16 protein-coding genes are annotated in these 17,360 nt (G+C 62.9%); 5 read left to right on the plus strand and 11 right to left on the minus strand.

Annotation, left to right across the window (positions count from 1 at the left end; genetic code table 11):
- Positions 1-173 precede the first annotated feature (173 nt).
- Positions 174-1,325 (plus strand): ROK family transcriptional regulator, encoded by a 1,152-nt coding sequence (locus ABCW43_RS02915; RefSeq protein WP_345922048.1) that lies wholly within the window; start codon positions 174-176, stop codon positions 1,323-1,325.
- Positions 1,326-1,341: 16 nt separating this feature from the next.
- Here the strand turns inward: ABCW43_RS02915 and recQ are convergent, their stop codons facing one another.
- On the minus strand, positions 1,342-3,201 hold the full coding sequence (recQ, locus tag ABCW43_RS02920; RefSeq protein ID WP_345922049.1) for a DNA helicase RecQ: 1,860 nt from the start codon (positions 3,199-3,201) through the stop codon (positions 1,342-1,344).
- Positions 3,202-3,420: 219 nt separating this feature from the next.
- Here recQ and ABCW43_RS02925 point away from each other — a divergent pair, with 219 nt between their 5' ends.
- Positions 3,421-4,560: an NAD(P)-binding domain-containing protein gene (locus tag ABCW43_RS02925; RefSeq protein ID WP_345922050.1), complete on the plus strand. Its 1,140-nt coding sequence runs from the start codon at positions 3,421-3,423 to the stop codon at positions 4,558-4,560.
- A gap of 13 nt (positions 4,561-4,573) precedes the next feature.
- On the opposite strand, the gene ABCW43_RS02930 is transcribed toward ABCW43_RS02925, so the two are convergent.
- The 8 genes from ABCW43_RS02930 to ABCW43_RS02965 form a co-directional block, all read right to left on the minus strand.
- A complete protein-coding gene (locus ABCW43_RS02930; RefSeq protein WP_345922051.1) occupies positions 4,574-4,954 on the minus strand; it encodes a DUF983 domain-containing protein in 381 nt (126 codons plus the stop codon).
- A gap of 129 nt (positions 4,955-5,083) precedes the next feature.
- Positions 5,084-6,487 (minus strand): aminotransferase-like domain-containing protein, encoded by a 1,404-nt coding sequence (locus ABCW43_RS02935; RefSeq protein WP_345922052.1) that lies wholly within the window; start codon positions 6,485-6,487, stop codon positions 5,084-5,086.
- A gap of 134 nt (positions 6,488-6,621) precedes the next feature.
- A complete protein-coding gene (mnhG, locus tag ABCW43_RS02940) occupies positions 6,622-7,023 on the minus strand; it encodes a monovalent cation/H(+) antiporter subunit G (protein WP_345922053.1) in 402 nt (133 codons plus the stop codon).
- The gene (locus tag ABCW43_RS02945; RefSeq protein ID WP_345922054.1) at positions 7,020-7,301 is read right to left on the minus strand and encodes a K+/H+ antiporter subunit F; all 282 of its coding nucleotides are present in this window, start codon (positions 7,299-7,301) and stop codon (positions 7,020-7,022) included. Before ABCW43_RS02945 ends, mnhG begins: the two co-directional genes overlap by 4 nt.
- Positions 7,298-7,774 (minus strand): Na+/H+ antiporter subunit E, encoded by a 477-nt coding sequence (locus ABCW43_RS02950; protein WP_345922055.1) that lies wholly within the window; start codon positions 7,772-7,774, stop codon positions 7,298-7,300. Before ABCW43_RS02950 ends, ABCW43_RS02945 begins: the two co-directional genes overlap by 4 nt.
- Positions 7,774-9,405 carry a monovalent cation/H+ antiporter subunit D gene (locus tag ABCW43_RS02955; protein ID WP_345922056.1) on the minus strand — a complete coding sequence of 544 codons (1,632 nt, stop codon included), beginning with the start codon at positions 9,403-9,405 and terminating at the stop codon, positions 7,774-7,776. Before ABCW43_RS02955 ends, ABCW43_RS02950 begins: the two co-directional genes overlap by 1 nt.
- A complete protein-coding gene (locus ABCW43_RS02960; RefSeq protein WP_345922057.1) occupies positions 9,402-9,740 on the minus strand; it encodes a Na+/H+ antiporter subunit C in 339 nt (112 codons plus the stop codon). The genes ABCW43_RS02955 and ABCW43_RS02960 overlap by 4 nt, the downstream gene beginning before the upstream one ends.
- Positions 9,740-12,661, minus strand: coding sequence for a monovalent cation/H+ antiporter subunit A (locus ABCW43_RS02965; RefSeq protein WP_345923315.1), 2,922 nt, complete (start codon positions 12,659-12,661; stop codon positions 9,740-9,742). The genes ABCW43_RS02960 and ABCW43_RS02965 overlap by 1 nt, the downstream gene beginning before the upstream one ends.
- 91 nt (positions 12,662-12,752) lie before the next feature.
- Here ABCW43_RS02965 and ABCW43_RS02970 point away from each other — a divergent pair, with 91 nt between their 5' ends.
- On the plus strand, positions 12,753-13,064 hold the full coding sequence (locus tag ABCW43_RS02970; RefSeq protein WP_345923317.1) for a helix-turn-helix domain-containing protein: 312 nt from the start codon (positions 12,753-12,755) through the stop codon (positions 13,062-13,064).
- A gap of 121 nt (positions 13,065-13,185) precedes the next feature.
- On the opposite strand, the gene ABCW43_RS02975 is transcribed toward ABCW43_RS02970, so the two are convergent.
- Positions 13,186-15,081: a bifunctional sugar phosphate isomerase/epimerase/4-hydroxyphenylpyruvate dioxygenase family protein gene (locus tag ABCW43_RS02975; RefSeq protein WP_345922058.1), complete on the minus strand. Its 1,896-nt coding sequence runs from the start codon at positions 15,079-15,081 to the stop codon at positions 13,186-13,188.
- A gap of 229 nt (positions 15,082-15,310) precedes the next feature.
- Entirely contained in the window at positions 15,311-15,952 is a 642-nt protein-coding gene (locus tag ABCW43_RS02980; RefSeq protein ID WP_345922059.1) for an alpha/beta hydrolase family protein, read from the minus strand.
- 163 nt (positions 15,953-16,115) lie between these two features.
- Between ABCW43_RS02980 and ABCW43_RS02985 the strand changes: the two genes are divergently transcribed.
- Positions 16,116-16,817 (plus strand): DUF899 family protein, encoded by a 702-nt coding sequence (locus ABCW43_RS02985; protein WP_345922060.1) that lies wholly within the window; start codon positions 16,116-16,118, stop codon positions 16,815-16,817.
- 85 nt (positions 16,818-16,902) lie between these two features.
- Positions 16,903-17,292, plus strand: coding sequence for a DUF1236 domain-containing protein (locus tag ABCW43_RS02990; protein ID WP_345922061.1), 390 nt, complete (start codon positions 16,903-16,905; stop codon positions 17,290-17,292).
- Positions 17,293-17,360 lie beyond the last annotated feature (68 nt).

The raw sequence follows: 17,360 nt of genomic DNA on the forward strand, positions 1-17,360 counted from the left end.
GGCATCGGAACGACGGGATTACTACACTTTATGTGTAACAATTGAATGACGGATGGAAGCCCTTGTCGCGAAAGGGATTTCCATTTAGTCAAAGGAAAATTCGAGGTAGATGGTGGCGAGGTCGCCGCAAATATTACACCTCTATGGTAATTGTTGGCGACGGAGGTGGATCAATGGCCTATTTCCCCGAAGCTCAGATCCCGCCGCAATTCCTGCGCGCCGGCGAAGGTGTCGTCTCTTCGAACGAGCGCAGTCTGCTCAAGCTTATCTGGCGTCACCCCGGCCTTTCCCGTTCGGAAGTGACGGATCATACCGATCTCACCCAGCAATCTGTCTATCGGATCATCGATCAGCTGGCGGAACGCGGCGTCGTCTCGCTCGGCTCTCCGAAACCGGGTGTCGGCCGCGGGCAGCCGAGCCCGACGATCCGGCTGAATGCCCGCTACGCCTATTCCTGCGGCATCTCGGTCAACACCGACGTCATCGGCATCTGCCTGATGGATCTTGCCGGAAATGTTCTGGCCGAAAGCAGCGTGACGCTGCGCGAACACACGATGGCCCAGTCTCTCGATCTGGTCAGGGCGCGGCTCGTGGAGGCGCAGAAACTCAACGACCTATCCCCGGAGGCCTTTTTCGGCATCGGCTTTGCGATTGCCGGCTATCATGTCGGCGGAACCCGCTACAACGCGCCCTTGCCGCTGCACGAATGGTCACTGATCGAGCTCGGTCCGCTGCTGGCCGAGTATTTCGGCAAACCGGTCTGGGTGCACAATGGCGCCAATACTGGGTCGATCGCCGAAGCCATGTTCGGCGTCGGGCGTTATATCAAGCATTTCGCTTATCTGAGCTTCAACTACGGTTTCGGCGGCGGATTGATCAGCGACGGGGAACTGCTGCTTGGCGGCAATGGCAATGCCGGGGAATTCTCCGGGATTTACGACGCGGAAGAATCGAAACACCGGCCGGCGCTGCAGTACCTGATCGAGCGACTGAACCGCAACGGCGTCGACGTGCCGTCGATCAGCTACATGCGCAAACATTTCGACCGGAACTGGCCAGGCGTTACTGAATGGGTGGACGAGGTGACGCCCGCCTACAATCGCCTCATCAATGCCATCCGGGCTATCGTCGATCCGCAGGCGATCGTGTTCGGCGGCCAGATTCCGTCGGACCTGGCGCAGATGATGGTCGATCGGACGCGCATCTATGATCGACCGCGCTATGGCGTGCACCGCCCCGGCCCCAAGCTGATCATCTCGGAAATCGCCAGCGACGCATCTGCGATGGGCGCTGCGGTGACCCCGTTCCACTCGACCTTCTACTGAGACACGGGCGGAAGGCCTACCTTTCGTGTGCCCGGATCACCTCCAGGAAGGCATCGCCGTAACGCTCGAGCTTCGACTGTCCGACGCCGGAAATGCCAAGCAGCGCGTCCCGGCTGGTCGGACGCTCAGTCGCAAAGGCGACCAGCGTCGTATCGGGAAACACGACATAGGGCGGCACCGCAAGCTCCTTGGCGATCGCCAGGCGCGCGACCCGCAGTGCCTCGAAGAGTTCGGCATCGGCCCCTTCCAACGCGGACCGGGCGCTCGCCGCACTCGACGATGCGCTTCTCGATGCCTTGCCGGTCGTCGGGCGGTCCTTGCGGAAACGGACCTCGCGTTCACGCTTGAAGACGGCACGCGCCTCCGGTTCCAGCTTCAGGGCGCCGAAGGCAGCATGATCGACGCTGACCAGGCCGGCGGCCAGCAATTGACGGTAGACCGACTGCCAGGTCTTTGACGGGATATCCTTGCCGACGCCGAAGACCGGCATGTCCGCATGGCCGAAGCGGGTGGTCTTTTCGTTGCGGTTTCCGAGCAGCACGTCGATCAGGTGGCCCGTCCCGAAACGCTCGCCGGTCCGGTAGATCGCCGCCAGCGCCTTGATGGCGGCCTCCGTCCCGTCCCAGGTTTCCACCGGCTTGAGGCAGGTGTCGCAGTTGCCGCACTGGCCGCCATGCGCCTCGCCGAAATGCGCCAGGATCGCCTGTCTTCGGCAGCCGGGCGTTTCGCAGATGCCGAGCAGCGCATTCAGCTTGGCGCGTTCGACCCGCTTCACATCGTTGCCCGACGTGCCCTCGTCGATCATCCGGCCGCGCTGGATGACATCGGCCATGCCATAGGCCATCCAGACGTCGGACGGCAGACCGTCGCGACCGGCTCGGCCTGTCTCCTGGTAATAGGCCTCGACGGAGCCGGGCAGATCGAGATGCGCGACGTATCGCACGTTCGGCTTGTCGATGCCCATGCCGAAGGCGACGGTGGCGACAAGGCAGAGATCCTCCTCCTTCAGGAACGCGTCCTGGTTGGCGTCGCGGATGCTGCGGTCCATGCCGGCGTGATAGGCAAGCGCGCGAATGCCCTGCCCGTTCAGCCATTCGGCCGTATCCTCGACCTTGGCGCGCGACAGGCAATAAACGATGCCGCTCGAGCCCTTGTGACGGGAGAGGAAACGCAGGAGCTGCTGGCGCGGCTGGTCGCGCTCGACGATTTCATAGGCGATGTTCGGGCGGTCGAACGAGGTGGTGAAGACTTCGGCGGAGCGCAGCGCCAGCTTGTCGATGATGTCGTCGCGGGTGTGCGGGTCGGCCGTCGCGGTCAGCGCCATGCGCGGCACGCCGGGGTATAGCTCGGCGAGGTTGCCGAGCTCGCGATATTCCGGGCGGAAATCATGGCCCCATTGCGAAACGCAATGCGCTTCGTCGATCGCGAACAATGCAATCCTCGCATTGCCGATCATCTCCTTGAAGGCAGGCGTGACGATACGTTCTGGCGTCACATAGAGAAGATCGAGATCGCCATTGACGATCGCCCGGCGAACATCGAGAAATTCTTCGCGTGTCAGGGATGAGTTGAGGGCGGCGGCCCGCACGCCGAGCTGCTTCAAGGCCTCCACCTGATCGCGCATCAGCGCGATCAGCGGTGAAACGACGATGCCGACGCCATCGCGGCAGAGGGCGGGGATCTGGAAGCAGAGCGACTTGCCGGCACCGGTCGGAAACAGCACGACGGCGTCGCCGCCCGACACGACCTGTTCGACGACCGCGGCCTGCTTGCCCCGGAACGAGGAATAACCGTAGACGCGTTTCAGCACATCGAGCGGGTTTTTCGTGCCCTCGTTGTCGAACAAGGGAGCGAGGCGGTTTTGGGTCGGCTGCATGGAATCGCTTTCATGAGAGAGCGTGGACTATGGCACAGGTCCAGCGCCCGTCGCGAGTGTATGCGAACATTGAGCTTGGATGGGCATGGCATGGATGAAACCTGATGCCACTATACCGCTGCCACTTCTGCTTGCAAGTCATGCGGCTTGAAGCGTCTTCCGCACACGTATAAGCCTCGTCTACCGTTTCTCGCCCCTTCACTCATATCGATATCCAGCATGGCCGCAGACTCCGAACCGGATCAACGCAATGACGACAAACGCGATCATGCCCGCGTGGCGATCAAGGTCGATATCGTCGTGATCGGAGCAGGCCAGGCGGGTTTGTCGTCGGCCTATCATTTGCGGAAGCTCGGCCTCGCACCGGACAGGGACTTCGTCACCTTCGACCAGTCGCCGGAGCCCGGCGGGGCCTGGCAGTTTCGCTGGCCGTCCCTGACGCTCGCAACCGCCAATCGCGTTCACGATCTTCCCGGAATGCGCTTCGACGAGGTGGTCGATACTTCAGCCAACCTGGTGAAGGCGTCAGTCGCCGTGCCGCAATATTTTGCGGCTTACGAGCAAGCCTTCGATCTGCGTGTCCATCGTCCCGTCAAGGTGACGGTTGTCTGCAACCGGGGAGAGCGGCTGAGGGTCGAAACCGACCGCGGCGCCTTCTCGGCGAAAGGCTTGATCAACGCCACCGGCACATGGGAATCACCCTATATTCCCGATTATCCCGGCGCTGACCGTTTCCATGGGCGACAGCTCCATACGCGGGATTATCGCACCGCCGAGGAGTTCGCCGGCCAGCATGTCGTGGTGGTCGGCGGCGGGATTTCGGCGATCCAGCTGCTCGACGAAATCTCCCGCGTCACCTCGACCACCTGGGTGACGCGACGGGAACCGAAATTCCGCGACGAGCCGTTCACGCCGGAAGCGGGACATGCTGCCGTTGCGCTGGTGGAAGATCGCGTCCGCCAGGGCCTTCCGCCGGGCTCGGTTGTTTCGGTGACCGGCCTGCCTGTTACGCCGGCGATCCAGGCGGCGCGCGAACGGGGCGCACTGAAAAGGCTGCCGATGTTTTCCGAAATCACCGAATACGGCATCCGCTGGGCGGACGGCTCCGAGCAACGGGCCGACGTGATCCTTTGGTGTACGGGTTTTCGCAGTTCGCTCGACCATCTCGCCCCGCTGCAACTGCGCGAGACGAGCGGCGGCATCCTCATGACCGGCCGGCTGGCGACGCAGGTCGCCAGGGATCACCGCATTCATCTGGTCGGTTACGGCCCATCCGCTTCAACCATCGGGGCGAACCGGGCGGGCGGCGCGGCCGCGCGGGAATTGACGGGCTTCCTCGGCAATCCAGTCAAGACATAGTCAATGATGCAGCCTAAACAGAGCGTCTCGCCAGCTTACCCTCTTCCGCCTTGTAGAAATACTGACTCGCCACCAGCCAGCCTTTGAGGGGCCGAAGAGGCGGGATACAGGTCAGAAGCATGAAGGGCAGTGTCACCAGCAGGTGGACCCACCAGGCCGGCTGGAACTGCACTTCCAGCCAGACGCCGAGAAGCACGCTCGGCACGCAGGCAAAGCACATCACGAAAAAAGCCGGGCCATCGGCGGGGTCGGCGAAGGAATAGTCCAGTCCGCAAGCTTCGCACTTCGGCTTGAGCGTCAGGAAGCCGTTGAACAGATGCCCCTGACCACAACGCGGGCAGCGCCCGCGGACACCGGTCTGCATGGGCGGGAGAGGAGGCCATTCGTGATCCATGATCATCGTCCTTGGGAGCAAAGCGATCAAGTTTAGTATTGATTGCATTCATTATATAGATTGATGCATTCAATGCGTCGATTAGCCAGAATGCCGCAGGCATTCCGGCCACGGATCGCGGAGGATGGATCAGAAGAAGGAGCCGGCCATTTCGGGCGAACTTTCCAGCGCATGTCCCATGAATTCCAGGGCGGCCTTCAGCACAGGCCGCTGGATAGGACCGCCGAGGCATACGCGTACCGCTTCGGGAGCCGGGCCGTCGACGGTGAAAGCGTCGCTCGCCACAACCCCGATGCCGGCGGAGCGCATGTGGCTGCCGAACGTAGAGCGGGTCCAGCCCTGCGCCAACGGCAGCCAGATATTGAAGCTGAGCGGGTCGCCGCGATAGCTGCCCTGCGGCAGTATGCCTGCGACCAGCGCCTGGCGGGCCATCGCTTCGGTCCTGACGAAGTGCAGGATATTGTCGGCCGTGCCGTCCTCGATCCAGCGGGTGGCGAGCGCTGCCGACAGCGGCGACGCCATGACGTTGTTGGCGCGCATGGCGCTGACGAACGGCCAAGCGGCCCTGGTGTCCGGGGCGACGACATAGGCGAGCCTGAGCCCGGCGCCGAGAGATTTGGAAAGCCCGCCGATGTGCCAGGTCAGGTCCGGAGCTATCGCCGCCAGCGGTACCGGGGCACGCAGAGGCATGAAGCCGTAGGCATCGTCCTCGACGATGGGCACGCCATATTTTCGCGCCACGGCGCAGATCTCCTCGCGACGCCGTTCCGGAACGGTCAGCGTCATCGGGTTCTGCAGAATCGGATTGAGATAGAGTGCCTTCGGTGTGTTTCTCTCGCAAGCCTCGGCAAAGGCTGCCGGCAGAATGCCTTCGTCATCCATCGGCAGGCCGACAAGGCTCAGCCGGAGCTGCGCGGCGATCGAACGCATGCCGGGATAAGTGATGTTTTCCGCCAACACCGTCTCACCCGGCTTTGCCAGCATCCCGAAGATCGCCAGCAGCGACGGATGCGCGCCGGGCGTGAGGAAGATACGCTCCTGCGACGGGACCAGGCCACGACGGCCGAGCCAAACCGCCGCGGCCTCCTTGTCGATGCCAGCACCGCCGAAACCCTGATAACGCAGCAAAGGCACGAGGTTGGTGGCGACGGTGGTTAGCCCTCCCTGCATCCGGGCAATCAGTTCCGGATCATCCGGTTCCGGCGGCATGTTCATGGAAAAATCGACGATCGAGGCTCGGCGCGGATCGGGCGCGGCGTCGGAGATGAAACCCCGGCGCTCCTTGTCGGCACCGCCGGTCACGAAGGTGCCGCGTCCCACATGCGAACTGACCAGACCACGCTTCTGGGCTTCCAGATAACCGCGCGCCACGGTGGTAAAGTCGACGTTGAGCACCTTGGCCAGCTCGCGCTGCGGCGGCAACCGATCACCGACCACGAGGTTGCCGCTCCTCAGGTCCATCTCGATGACATCGGCGATCGCCATGTAGCGCGGGGAGCGGCTGCGGGTCAGGTCAGGCTTCCAAGTCTTCATCCGTGACGTCCGATAGTTGGTCCTGGATTGACTGTATATTGTTGCTCACTGAGTCTGTCATCAGTAAAGAACGGGCATTGCGCCGCAGCCCACGGACCGGAGATATCGACAGCCACCAACCGTTGCCGGGCGCCCTACCCGCTCCGGGTATCGCTCTCGCTTAGGACGTCCCGGGCGGCCTGGCTCTTGTTCGGTTTGTCCGGAACATTGCCGTTGTCTTCCGCACGATCGCGGTGGAGAGCCGCGCGGGCGAGCAGCATGAAGGTGATCGGGGTCGTCACCGTGACGAAGATGCCGATCAGCAGTTCGTGGATGACCGGACGCCCCGAAGACACCGTGAAAAAGATCATCGAGGCCAGCATGACGCCGCCGATCCCCCAGCTGGTGCCGAGTGTCGGGGCGTGGATGCGCTCGTAGAAGGTCGGCAGGCGCAGGAAGCCGATCGCGCCGATCAGCGCCAGACCGGAACCGATCAGCAGGAAAAATGCAACCGCAATTGCTGCCCAGACGGGCATGTCGGCGGCGGACTGCATCATTCGATCACCTCCCCGCGCATCAGGAATTTTGCGAGCGCCACGGTCGCCACGAAGCCCAGCATTCCAATGACCAACGCCGCCTCGAAATAGATCACCCGGCCGGTGCCGACGCCGAAGGTCACCAGCAGCAGCATGGCGTTGATATAGAGCGTGTCGAGGCCGATGATGCGGTCCTGCGCCCTTGGGCCCCGGAACATGCGCACCGAAGCGATCGCCATCGCTGCCGCCAGCATCAGCTGGGCAAGCGAGACCGCACTGAAGAGAATGATGGCGCTCATGCGAATATCTCCATCAGCAGCTTCTCATACCTGTTCTTGATCGTGTTGCGCCATTCCGCCTCGTTGTCGATATCGAGCACATGCAGCAGCACCGTCCGGTCGTTGGAATCGTATTCCAGCCAGGCCGATCCCGGCGTGCTGGTCAGCACCACGGCGAGTACCGCAATCGCAGTGTGGTTCTCGATGTCCAGCGGGACCGTCAGGAAGCCGGGATTGTGGCTGCGCCGGCTGCCCCTGAGAATAATCCGCGCCACCGCAATATTCGATTTGGCAATATCGTAGAGCACGATCCCGAACAGTTTCGGTAGCAGGTACCATTTGGCGAGCTTCGGCTTGTCCGGGCGCAGCGACGCCATCGCCCAGGAGGCGAAGACGACGACCAGGACGCCAAGCACGAGATGGCCAGCCGTAAAACCGTTGAGCAGCAGCCACATCAGGATCAGCGACAGGGTGAGCAACGGATAGGGCAGCATCACTTGCTCCCTGCATTGGTCGAGGCTACCCCGTCGTAATCGGGAACGGGCGCTGCATTGCGCACGGCGTCGATATAGATCCTCGGGTTGCCAAGGCTGCGGATCGTGGTGTCCATGTACTGCATCGCGGGTCCGGCCTGGACAGTCAGAGCCAACGTCAGGAAAAGCAGGAACATTACCGGCACAATCTCGATGACGAGGACGCGCGGGACGGTTCCTTCGATCGAGCTCCAGAAGGTGCGGATGCCGGCGCGTGTCATCGAAATCAGCGCTGCGATGCCGGAGAGGATGACGAGGAAGACCAGGACCCAGACGGCCGCCGTCGGCGGCACGCCGATCGCACCCGTGCCCATCATCGCCGACAGCATCGCGAACTTGGCAACGAAGCCCGAGAGCGGCGGCAGGCCCGAGAGCAGGATGCCGCAGGCGGCAAAGCAGATGCCGAGGATCGCCATCGTGCCCGGCATGGTGACGCCGTCGCCCTCCTCCGGTTCGTCCTCGTCCGCGTCGCCATAGGCCTCCATGGTGACGGCGAGCACGATCGCGCCGGCATCCTGGCCGCGTTCGACAAGCTCGATCAGCATGAAGAAGGCGCTGATCGTCAGCGTCGAGCTGACGAGATAAAGCAATGCGCCGGACGAGATCGCCCCGTCATTGATGCCGAGCACCATCAGCAAGGTTCCGGACGAGACGAGAACCGAGAAGCCCGCAAGCCTTCCGAGCGCCTGCGACGCCAGCACGCCGATCGTTCCGAATATGATGGTTGCCATCCCGCCGTAGAGCAGCACGTCGGCGCCGAATCCGGCGGACGGGCCCTCGCCGAAAAGCAGCATCGTCAGCCGCAGGATGATGTAGATGCCGAGCTTGCTCATGATCGCGAAGATGCCGGCGACCGGAGCCGACGCCGCGCTATAGGCTGTCGGCAGCCAGAAGCAGAGCGGCCACATGCCGGCCTTGATGAGGAAGGCGATGCCGAGCACGCCCGCTCCCGCCTCCATCAGCATCCGGCGGTCCGGCTCGATGTCGGGAATGCGGGCGGCGAGATCGGCCATGTTGAGCGTGCCGGCGGTGCCGTAGATCAGGCTTACCCCGATCAGGAACAGAAGTGCCGCGGCGAGGTTGACGGCGATATAGTGCATGCCCGCCTTGACGCGCAGCGGACCGGAGCCGTGCAGCAGCAGCCCGTAGGATGCCGCCAGCATCACCTCGAAGAAGACGAAGAGGTTGAAGAGATCGCCGGTCAGGAAGGCGCCGTTCAGCCCGACCAGAAGAAGCTGGAACATGGTGTGGAAATGCGCGCCCACCGCATGCCAGCGGGCAAGCGAAAAGACCAGTGCGGCGACCGAGAGCAGTGCCGTCAGCAGCAGCATCAGCGCCGAGAGCGCATCGAGAACGAGCACGATGCCGAACGGCGCGGCCCAGTTTCCGAGAAGGTAGACGCCGTTGAAATCGTTCGGTCCGCTTTCGATCCGCAGAAGCGCGAGCGAGACCCCAACCAGGATCAGCGTCGATGCGAGGCTGATCATCGCCTTTACGACGCGCTGGCGCTCGTCGAAGAACAACAGGAGCGCGGCGACGACCAGCGGCACGAGGATCGGCGCGATGATGAGGTGATGGGTCCAGCCATTCATTTCGGCTCGTTCCTCCCATCGACATGGTCTGTGCCGGTCAGTCCCCGGGAGGCCAGCAGCACGACGAGGAACAGAGCGGTCGTCGCGAATCCGATGACGATGGCCGTCAGCACCAGAGCCTGCGGCACCGGATCGGCAAGCGTCGCATTGGGAACTCCGTCGACGAGGATCGGCGGGACATTGGTCTTCACGCCGCCGACGCCGAAGATGAACAGGTTGACCGCATAGGAGAGAAGCGAAAGGCCGACGATGACCTGATAGGTGCGCGGACGCAGGATGAGCCAGACGCCGCAGCCTGTCATCACGCCGATTGCAGTGGCAAGAACGAGTTCCATCAGCCCTCCTCCGTCCGCGCCGCGTCGATCGCCCGCAGGCGGTTAATGCGGATCGACTGGTGCGCCAGCGCCACGAGAATAAGGACCGTGGAGCCGACCACCAGCGAGAACACCCCGAGATCGAAGAGCAGTGCCGTGGCGGCGGGCATCTTGCCGATCAGCGGCAGCTCGACATACTGGAAATGCGAGGTCAGGAACGGGTAGCCGAAGAACCAGGCGCCGATGCCGGTGGCGGACGCGGTGAGTATGCCCGCCCCCATCCAGCGCAGCGGCAGGATGCGCAGGCGATCTTCCGCCCAGCGCGTGCCTCCGGCCAGATATTGCAGCAGGAAGGCGATCGACAGCGTCAGCCCGGCCGAAAAACCGCCGCCCGGCATGTCGTGACCGCGCATAAAAATGTAGACGGCAAAGGTGATGATGACCGGGAAAAGCCAGGTCATGATGACGGAGGGCACGAGCAGGTAGTCGCGCACCGTATCGCCGGCCGAACGCTCGGGACGATCCTCATCGAAACTGTTCTGGATCCGCTGCTGTTCCGGCAGGTCCATGCTGTCGTCGGCGGGGCGGAAACGGCGAAGCAATGCGAAGACCGTCAACGCGACGACGCCGAGCACCGCGATCTCGCCAAGCGTGTCGAAGCCGCGGAAATCCACCAGGATGACGTTGACGACGTTGCGCCCACCGCCTTGCGAATAGGCGTTTTCGAGGAAGTAGTTGGCGATCGCATCCGGCACCGGCATGGTCATCACGGCATAGGCGATGAAGGCCATGCCGATGCCGCAGACGACGGCGAGCGCCAGGTCCCGGAAGCGGCGGAAACGGGCGCGCAGGGTGATGAACTCGGCCAGTCCCTCCGTCCGCTTCGGCAGCCAGCGCAGGCCGAGAAGGATGAGGACCGTCGTGACGATCTCGACGAGGAGCTGGGTGATCGCAAGATCCGGCGCCGACAGCCAGACGAAGGTGATGCAGACGATCAGGCCGACGCCGCCAAGCATGACGAGTGCTGCGAGGCGATGATACTTGGCGAGATAGGCGGTGCCGAAGGCAAGGCAGATACCGAGCAGCCAGATCGCCGCGAAGGCGGGATCGATGCCGGAGAAGGCGATGTCGCGCGTTTCGAAACCGGAGAGGTAGAGCGGCAGCAAACCGGCGAGGAAACCGGTCGCCACCACCCAGCGAAGCTGCGGCTGGAGATTGCGGGTGCCGAAGCGCCGTTCCAGCGTCCTGGCCCAACGCCAGGACACTTCAACGAGAATACGCTCGAAGATGCGCTGGCCCTTGAGGTTGCGCAGGATCGGTGGCCCGTCTTCGCAGGTGGCGAGATATTTCCGGAGCGCCAGGTAAAGCAGCGTGCCGCCGACCAGCGCGATCGCGCTCATGATCAGCGGCAGGTTGACGCCATGCCAGATGGAGAGGCTGTATTCCGGCGTCTCGGGGCCCAGCACGCTGACGACGGCGGTATGGAGGAAAGGTCCGATCGAAATCGCCGGGATGATGCCGACGATCAGGCAGGCGACGACCAGAAGCTCGATCGGAGAGCGCATCCAGCGCGGCGGCTCATGCGGCTTCGGCTTCGGCAGATCGGTCGGCGGCGGTCCGAAGAAGACGGTGTGGATGAAGCGCAGCGAATAGGCGACGCTGAAGGCGCTGGCGAGCGTCGCCACATAGGGCAGGATGCGGTCGAGAATGGAATCCGCATGGGTTTCGACCGCTTCCGCGAAGAACATTTCCTTCGACAGGAAGCCGTTCAGCAGAGGAACACCAGCCATGGCGGCACTTGCCACCATGGCCAGCGTGCCCGTGATGGGCAGATACCGGAAAAGCCCGCTCAATCGTCGCATGTCGCGCGTGCCGGTCTCATGGTCGATGATGCCGGCCGCCATGAACAGCGATGCCTTGAACGTCGCGTGGTTGACCATGTGGAAGATCGCCGCGACCGTCGCGAGCGGACTTCCGAGGCTTAAGAGCGTGGTGATGAGGCCGAGATGGCTGATCGTCGAATAGGCGAGCAGGCCCTTCAGGTCCTGCTGGAACATGGCGAAATAGGCGCCGAGCACCAGCGTGATGACGCCCGCCAGTCCGACCAGATAGAACCATTCATAGGTTCCAGACAGGGCCGGCCAGAACCGCACCAGCAGGAAGACACCGGCCTTCACCATGGTCGCCGAATGCAGGAAGGCCGACACCGGGGTCGGCGCCGCCATGGCATTGGGCAGCCAGAAATGGAACGGAAACTGGGCGCTCTTGGTCAGTGCGCCAAGCAGAATGAAGACCAGCGCCGGCACGTAGAGGGAATGGCCGCGGATGACGTCACCGGCGACGAGGATCTTGTCGAGGTCGTAGCTGCCGACGATGTTGCCGAGCAGCAGCAGCCCGATCAGCAGGCAGAAACCGCCGATCCCGGTGATCGTCAATGCCATGCGGGCGCCGTCGCGGGCGGCGGCATTGTTGTGCCAGTAGCTGATCAGCAGGAAGGAGAAGATGCTGGTCAGTTCCCAGAATACCGACAGGAGGATGACGTTGCCGGAGATGACGATGCCGAGCATCGCGCCCATGAAGGCGAGCAGGAAGGAGAAGAAACGCGGTACCGGATCGTCTTCCGACATGTAGTAGCGGGCGTAGACGACCACCAGAAAGCCGATGCCGGCAATCAGCATGGAGAAAAGCCAGGCGAAACCGTCCATGCGCAGGGTAAAGTTGAGGCCGAGTTGCGGCAGCCATGTGCCTTCGAAGCGCAGCACGCCGCCATTGGTGACGCCCGGATAGAAGGACGCGACGATCAGCAGGGAGAGGAGCGCGGTGGCGCCGGCCACCCAGGACGGCAGGACGCGCGAACGGGTTCGCAGCAGAAATACGGAGACCAGGCTTCCAAGGAAAGGCAGGACCAGAAGGATAAGAAGAAGATATGGTCCTGACGTTATCCCAATGCTCCGGCCTTTCCATGTGCTGCGCTTCGCCCAGCGCCTGCTGCGAAGATGCCTGCGAATGCCCCATCTAGCAATCGAATCCAAATTGCCATATATGAGAGATATTGACCAATATGGGCAGTTTGGTGAGATGGGTCAAGCCGCAAAGAATGCAATTTTGACGCCGGCCCTGTGCCGCGCCGCCCGGGGGTTTCTGGATTGGACGCAGACCGATCTCGCCGACCGTTCGGGCGTGTCGCGCAGCACCATCCGCGATTACGAGGGCAGCCGGCACGACCTCCACCGCGCGACGGAGGCGCAGCTGCGCCTCGCCTTCGAAGAGGGAGGCGTTGCCTTCGTCCATATGGAAGGTGGCCATTTCGGCGTCTGCCCGAGAGCCGCGCAGACACCGCAATAAGTCGAGCGGAGCGCGGCTCTAAGCCGGCATCACCAGTTGGTGACGGAGCCATCCCGGCGCTTGAGATGCGGAGCCCTCCACAATTGACGCCCCGTTCCGTAGAGGACCCGAGAGGCGCCGCTCAAACCCTCGGCATGCCTTCCGGCCGAAGCGCCTTCTTGAGCGCGGCGATGCGGAAGATGGCGTTCGGGGCGCCGTAGCCGCGATAACCGCGCCGTTCGACGATCTCGAAGAAGAAACCCTCGCCATAGGTCATGCTGTAGAGCTGGAAATATTCGCCATGCTCGTCGCGGTCGTAGAGGATGTTCTCTTCCTTCAGCCGTTCCGAAAGCTCCGCATCGAGACCGAAACGGGCTTCGACGTCGCCGTAATAGTTGGGCGAGATGGCAAGCGGCTTGAACCCGTTCTTGCGCAGTGCCGCGGCCGTCGCAAAGATGTCGTCGGTGTGGAAGGCGAGATGCTGGACGCCGGAACCGAATTTTTCGGCAATGAAATGCCCCGCCAGCGTGCGGCGGTTCTCGGCGCCGTTCAAAGTGATCCTGAGCGTGCCGGAGGCGTTTTCGACCACCTGGCTGCGCACCACCCCGGCCGGATCGATGATGTCGACCATCGGCGTCTTCTGCGTTTCGAAGATCGAGGTGTAGAAGAGCAGCCAGGTGAGCATCTCCTCGTAGGCGACCGTCTGGGCGATATGGTCCACATGCCTCAGATGCGCCGGCGCCACCTCGGCCTTGCCCTCTTCGCTGACGGGCTGGAAGTCGATCTCGGAAAAGCGGCCGAGATTGCTGTTGTCGTCGATCAGGTAAACGAGCCCGCCGCCGACGCCGCGGATTGCCGGTATCTGCACCTCGCCCTCTGCGACCTGCTGCCGGAACGGTTCGGCCCCGAGCGCCACGGCCCGCTCGAACGCCTGCGCGGCATCCTCGACGACGAGCGCCATCGCATAGGCCGAGGTACCGTGGACGGCAAACGAAGCATTGGCGAACCCCTTTTCGTCGGTGTTGACGAGGAGGCGGATATCGCCCTGGCTGTAGAGGCTGACCTTCTTCGTCCTGTGTTTCGCCGTCTTGCGGAAACCGAGCGTTCGAAGGATCGCGGCAAGATCCGCTGCATCCTTCTCGTCGGAAGAGAACTCAACGAAACCGACGCCTTTGACTTTTGCGCGGTCCGGCATATCCGGTACGGTCAATGCCGATGCATTCGGGCTGCGCCGCACCTGGTCGCCGAGATAGATCAGCGAACGGTAGCCGTCATCGGCAATCGCCCGGCTGGAGCCGCCGCGGAACTGGTCGTTGAAGATTTCCAGCGAGAAATACCCGTCGTAGCCGGTCTCGGCGATCGCGGTGGTAAAGGCGGTCACCGGCAGATCGCCCTCGCCCGGCATGTTGCGGAAATGCCGCGACCAGTAGAGCAGGTCCATGTCGATCAGCGGCGCATCGGCGAGCTGGACGATGAAGATCTTGTCCTTGGGGATGGAGCGGATCGAATTGATGTCTATCTTACGCGACAGCGTGTGAAAGCTGTCGAGGATCAGGCCGATGGCGGGATGGTCGGCACGCCGCACGATCTCCCAGGCGTCGCGGTGGTCGTTGATATGCCGGCCCCAGGCGAGCGCCTCGTAACCCACCTTCAACCCGCGCCTGGCGGCCCGTTCGCCGAGTTCGTGGAAATCGGCGGCCGCCCGGTCGATGCCGCCAAGCGACACCGGCGAGACGTTGGAGCAGACGAGCACGAGATCGGTGCCGAGTTCCTGCATGACGTCGAACTTGCGTTCGGCGCGATCGAAGGTGCGGCTCCGATGCGAGGCGGGCATGCCCTCGAAGTCGCGGAACGGCTGGAACAGGGTGATCTCCAGCCCGAAATCCCGGACCATCCTGCCGACATCCTTCGGGCTGCCGTCGAAGGCGAGGAAATCGTTCTCGAAGATCTCCACCCCATCGAAACCGGCCTTGGCAATCGCTTCCAGCTTCTCCGGCAGTTCCCCGCTGATCGAAACCGTGGCTATCGACGTTTTCATGGGTTCGCTCCCTCCCTGCCCTCCGATTTGCTGCGGAGGCTCCTCGGTTGGTCCGGCGAGCGACCTCCCGCTCCATGCCGGCACCAGATGCGCCATTTTGTACTAAATAGTTCGTAACATCAAATGGAAGATTTTGGGGACCGCTTTTCTCGATGTCACCGACTGGAGATTTCCGCACCCATGCTCCCTGCGCACCATCAACGTAGCGGGATGAGAGACTTTAACCCGCTCAGATCTTCAACTTTCCCGTCCAGGCGAGCACGGTTTCCGCCATCGCCGCGAGATGGTCTGCGGTGGAAAAGCCGGAAATTTTCTTGCGCGGCTTCAGGTCGTGGTCGCCGTCCTCAAGCCAGCGGATTTCGATGGTTTTCGAGAGTTCGTAGCCGCTTACCTCTTCGCGGGTGCCGAATTCATCGCGGGTTCCCTGGCAGATCAACGCAGGAGCCTTGAGACCTTTCAGATGTTGGGTGCGCAGCTGCTCCGGCTTTCCCGGAGGATGGAACGGGTAACCGAGGCACAGCAGACCGGCGATCTTACCTCCTGCGTATAGCTCGTCGGCGACCATGCTCGCCACCCGTCCGCCCATCGACTTGCCGCCGATGATCAGCGGTCCTTTCGCGCCGAGTTCGACGACCGCCGCCAAGTATTCGGGATTGAGTGTCTCGGCCCGCGGCGGCGGTTTGCGGTCACCGGAGGTACGCCGCGCCGCCATGTAGCCGAACTCGAAACGCGCCACGCGAAAACCCTTGGCCGACAGGGCTTTCGCCGCCGCCGTCATCGATGCGGAATCCATCGGCGCCCCGGCGCCGTGCGCAAACAGGATCGTGACATGTGCGTCTTCCGGTCCCTCGATCAGAAATCGCCCTGGCATCTTGCTTCCTCAATTCAGATTCACTTTTCACAGGCGCCTGTCGGACCACACCGTTGACGCACGTCCTTTGTATGGGCGAGCCATGGCCGCCCGCAATTTGGCGACTATATCAACGAGAGCAAGGCCAAGTCTCCTGCCCGACCATTACAGATGGAGGAATGTCATGGATATGCAGAGCCTCACACCAGCAGTCGAACTCGCCAAGAAGAACGGCGTTCACTTCCCCAACGAAAGCGCGGCCTACAGGGAGGCGCGGGATGCGCTTCTTGCCGAGGAAATCGAGCTCCGCCGCCATATCGAGCGCGTCGCCGAGCAGAGACGCCACCTGCCGCCGGGCGGGCATGTGCCGAAGAACTACACGTTCGAGGGCGTGAACGGCACGATCTCGTTCGAAGAACTGTTCGCGGACAAGGAAACGCTGGTCATCTACAGCTATATGTTCGGCCCGGAGCGCGAGCGGCCCTGCCCGATGTGCACGTCGCTGCTCTCCTCCTGGGACGGCGAGGTTCCCGACATCCAGCAGCGCGTCGCGTTCGCGGTCGTCGCACGTTCGCCGCTGCAGCGCCTCACCGATTTCGCACGCGAGCGGGGCTGGCGCCATCTGCCGCTTTATTCGGATACGAGCGGCGAGTTCAGCCGGGATTACCATGCGCTCGGCAAGGACGGCAGCGATGACGCCGCCTTCAACGTGTTCACCCGCCGGGACGGAACGATGCGGCATTTCTGGAGCGGCGAGATGGGCGGCGCCACCGCCGACCCGGGCCAGGACCCGCGCGGCGCACCCGATCTGATGCCGATCTGGACGATCCTCGACTCTACCCCGGAAGGCCGGGCGCCGCATTGGTATCCCAAACTGTCCTATTAGGACTTAAGTCCGGTGCGCCCATCGCAGCGGAACGAAAGATGATGTCGTCACGTTCTCCGGCCACTTCAACCGAAAGGAAGTGACCATGAAAAAGCTCATCATTTTCTCCGTCGCGACCGGTCTCCTGGCGACCGGCGCAATGGCCCAGCAGAGCACCGTCAACGGCGCCGTGGGCGGTGCGGTCACCGGTGCGATCGTCGGCGGTCCGGTCGGCGCTGCCGTGGGTGGCGTGGTCGGCGCAGTCGCCGGCACGGCGCTAGATCCGCCGCCGGAACGGGTCGTCACCTATGTGCGCCAGCAACCGGTAGAGCAGTCCGTCGTGGTGCAGGAGCGCGTCGTCGTCGGCCAGCCGATCCCGCAGCAGGTCGTCCTAACCCCCATCCCGGAATCGCCGACCTATGCCTATGCGATCGTCAACCAACAGCGGGTCATCGTCGATCCGCGCACCCATACGGTGGTTCAGGTCGTCGAGTGATCGTTTCCGCATTGCTGATGGAAAGCCGTCGTACCGAGAGGTGCGGCGGCTTGTTTCTTGAGATCATT

The sequence above is a fragment of the Neorhizobium tunisiense genome, assembly GCF_039631515.1.
GTDB lineage: Bacteria > Pseudomonadota > Alphaproteobacteria > Rhizobiales > Rhizobiaceae > Neorhizobium.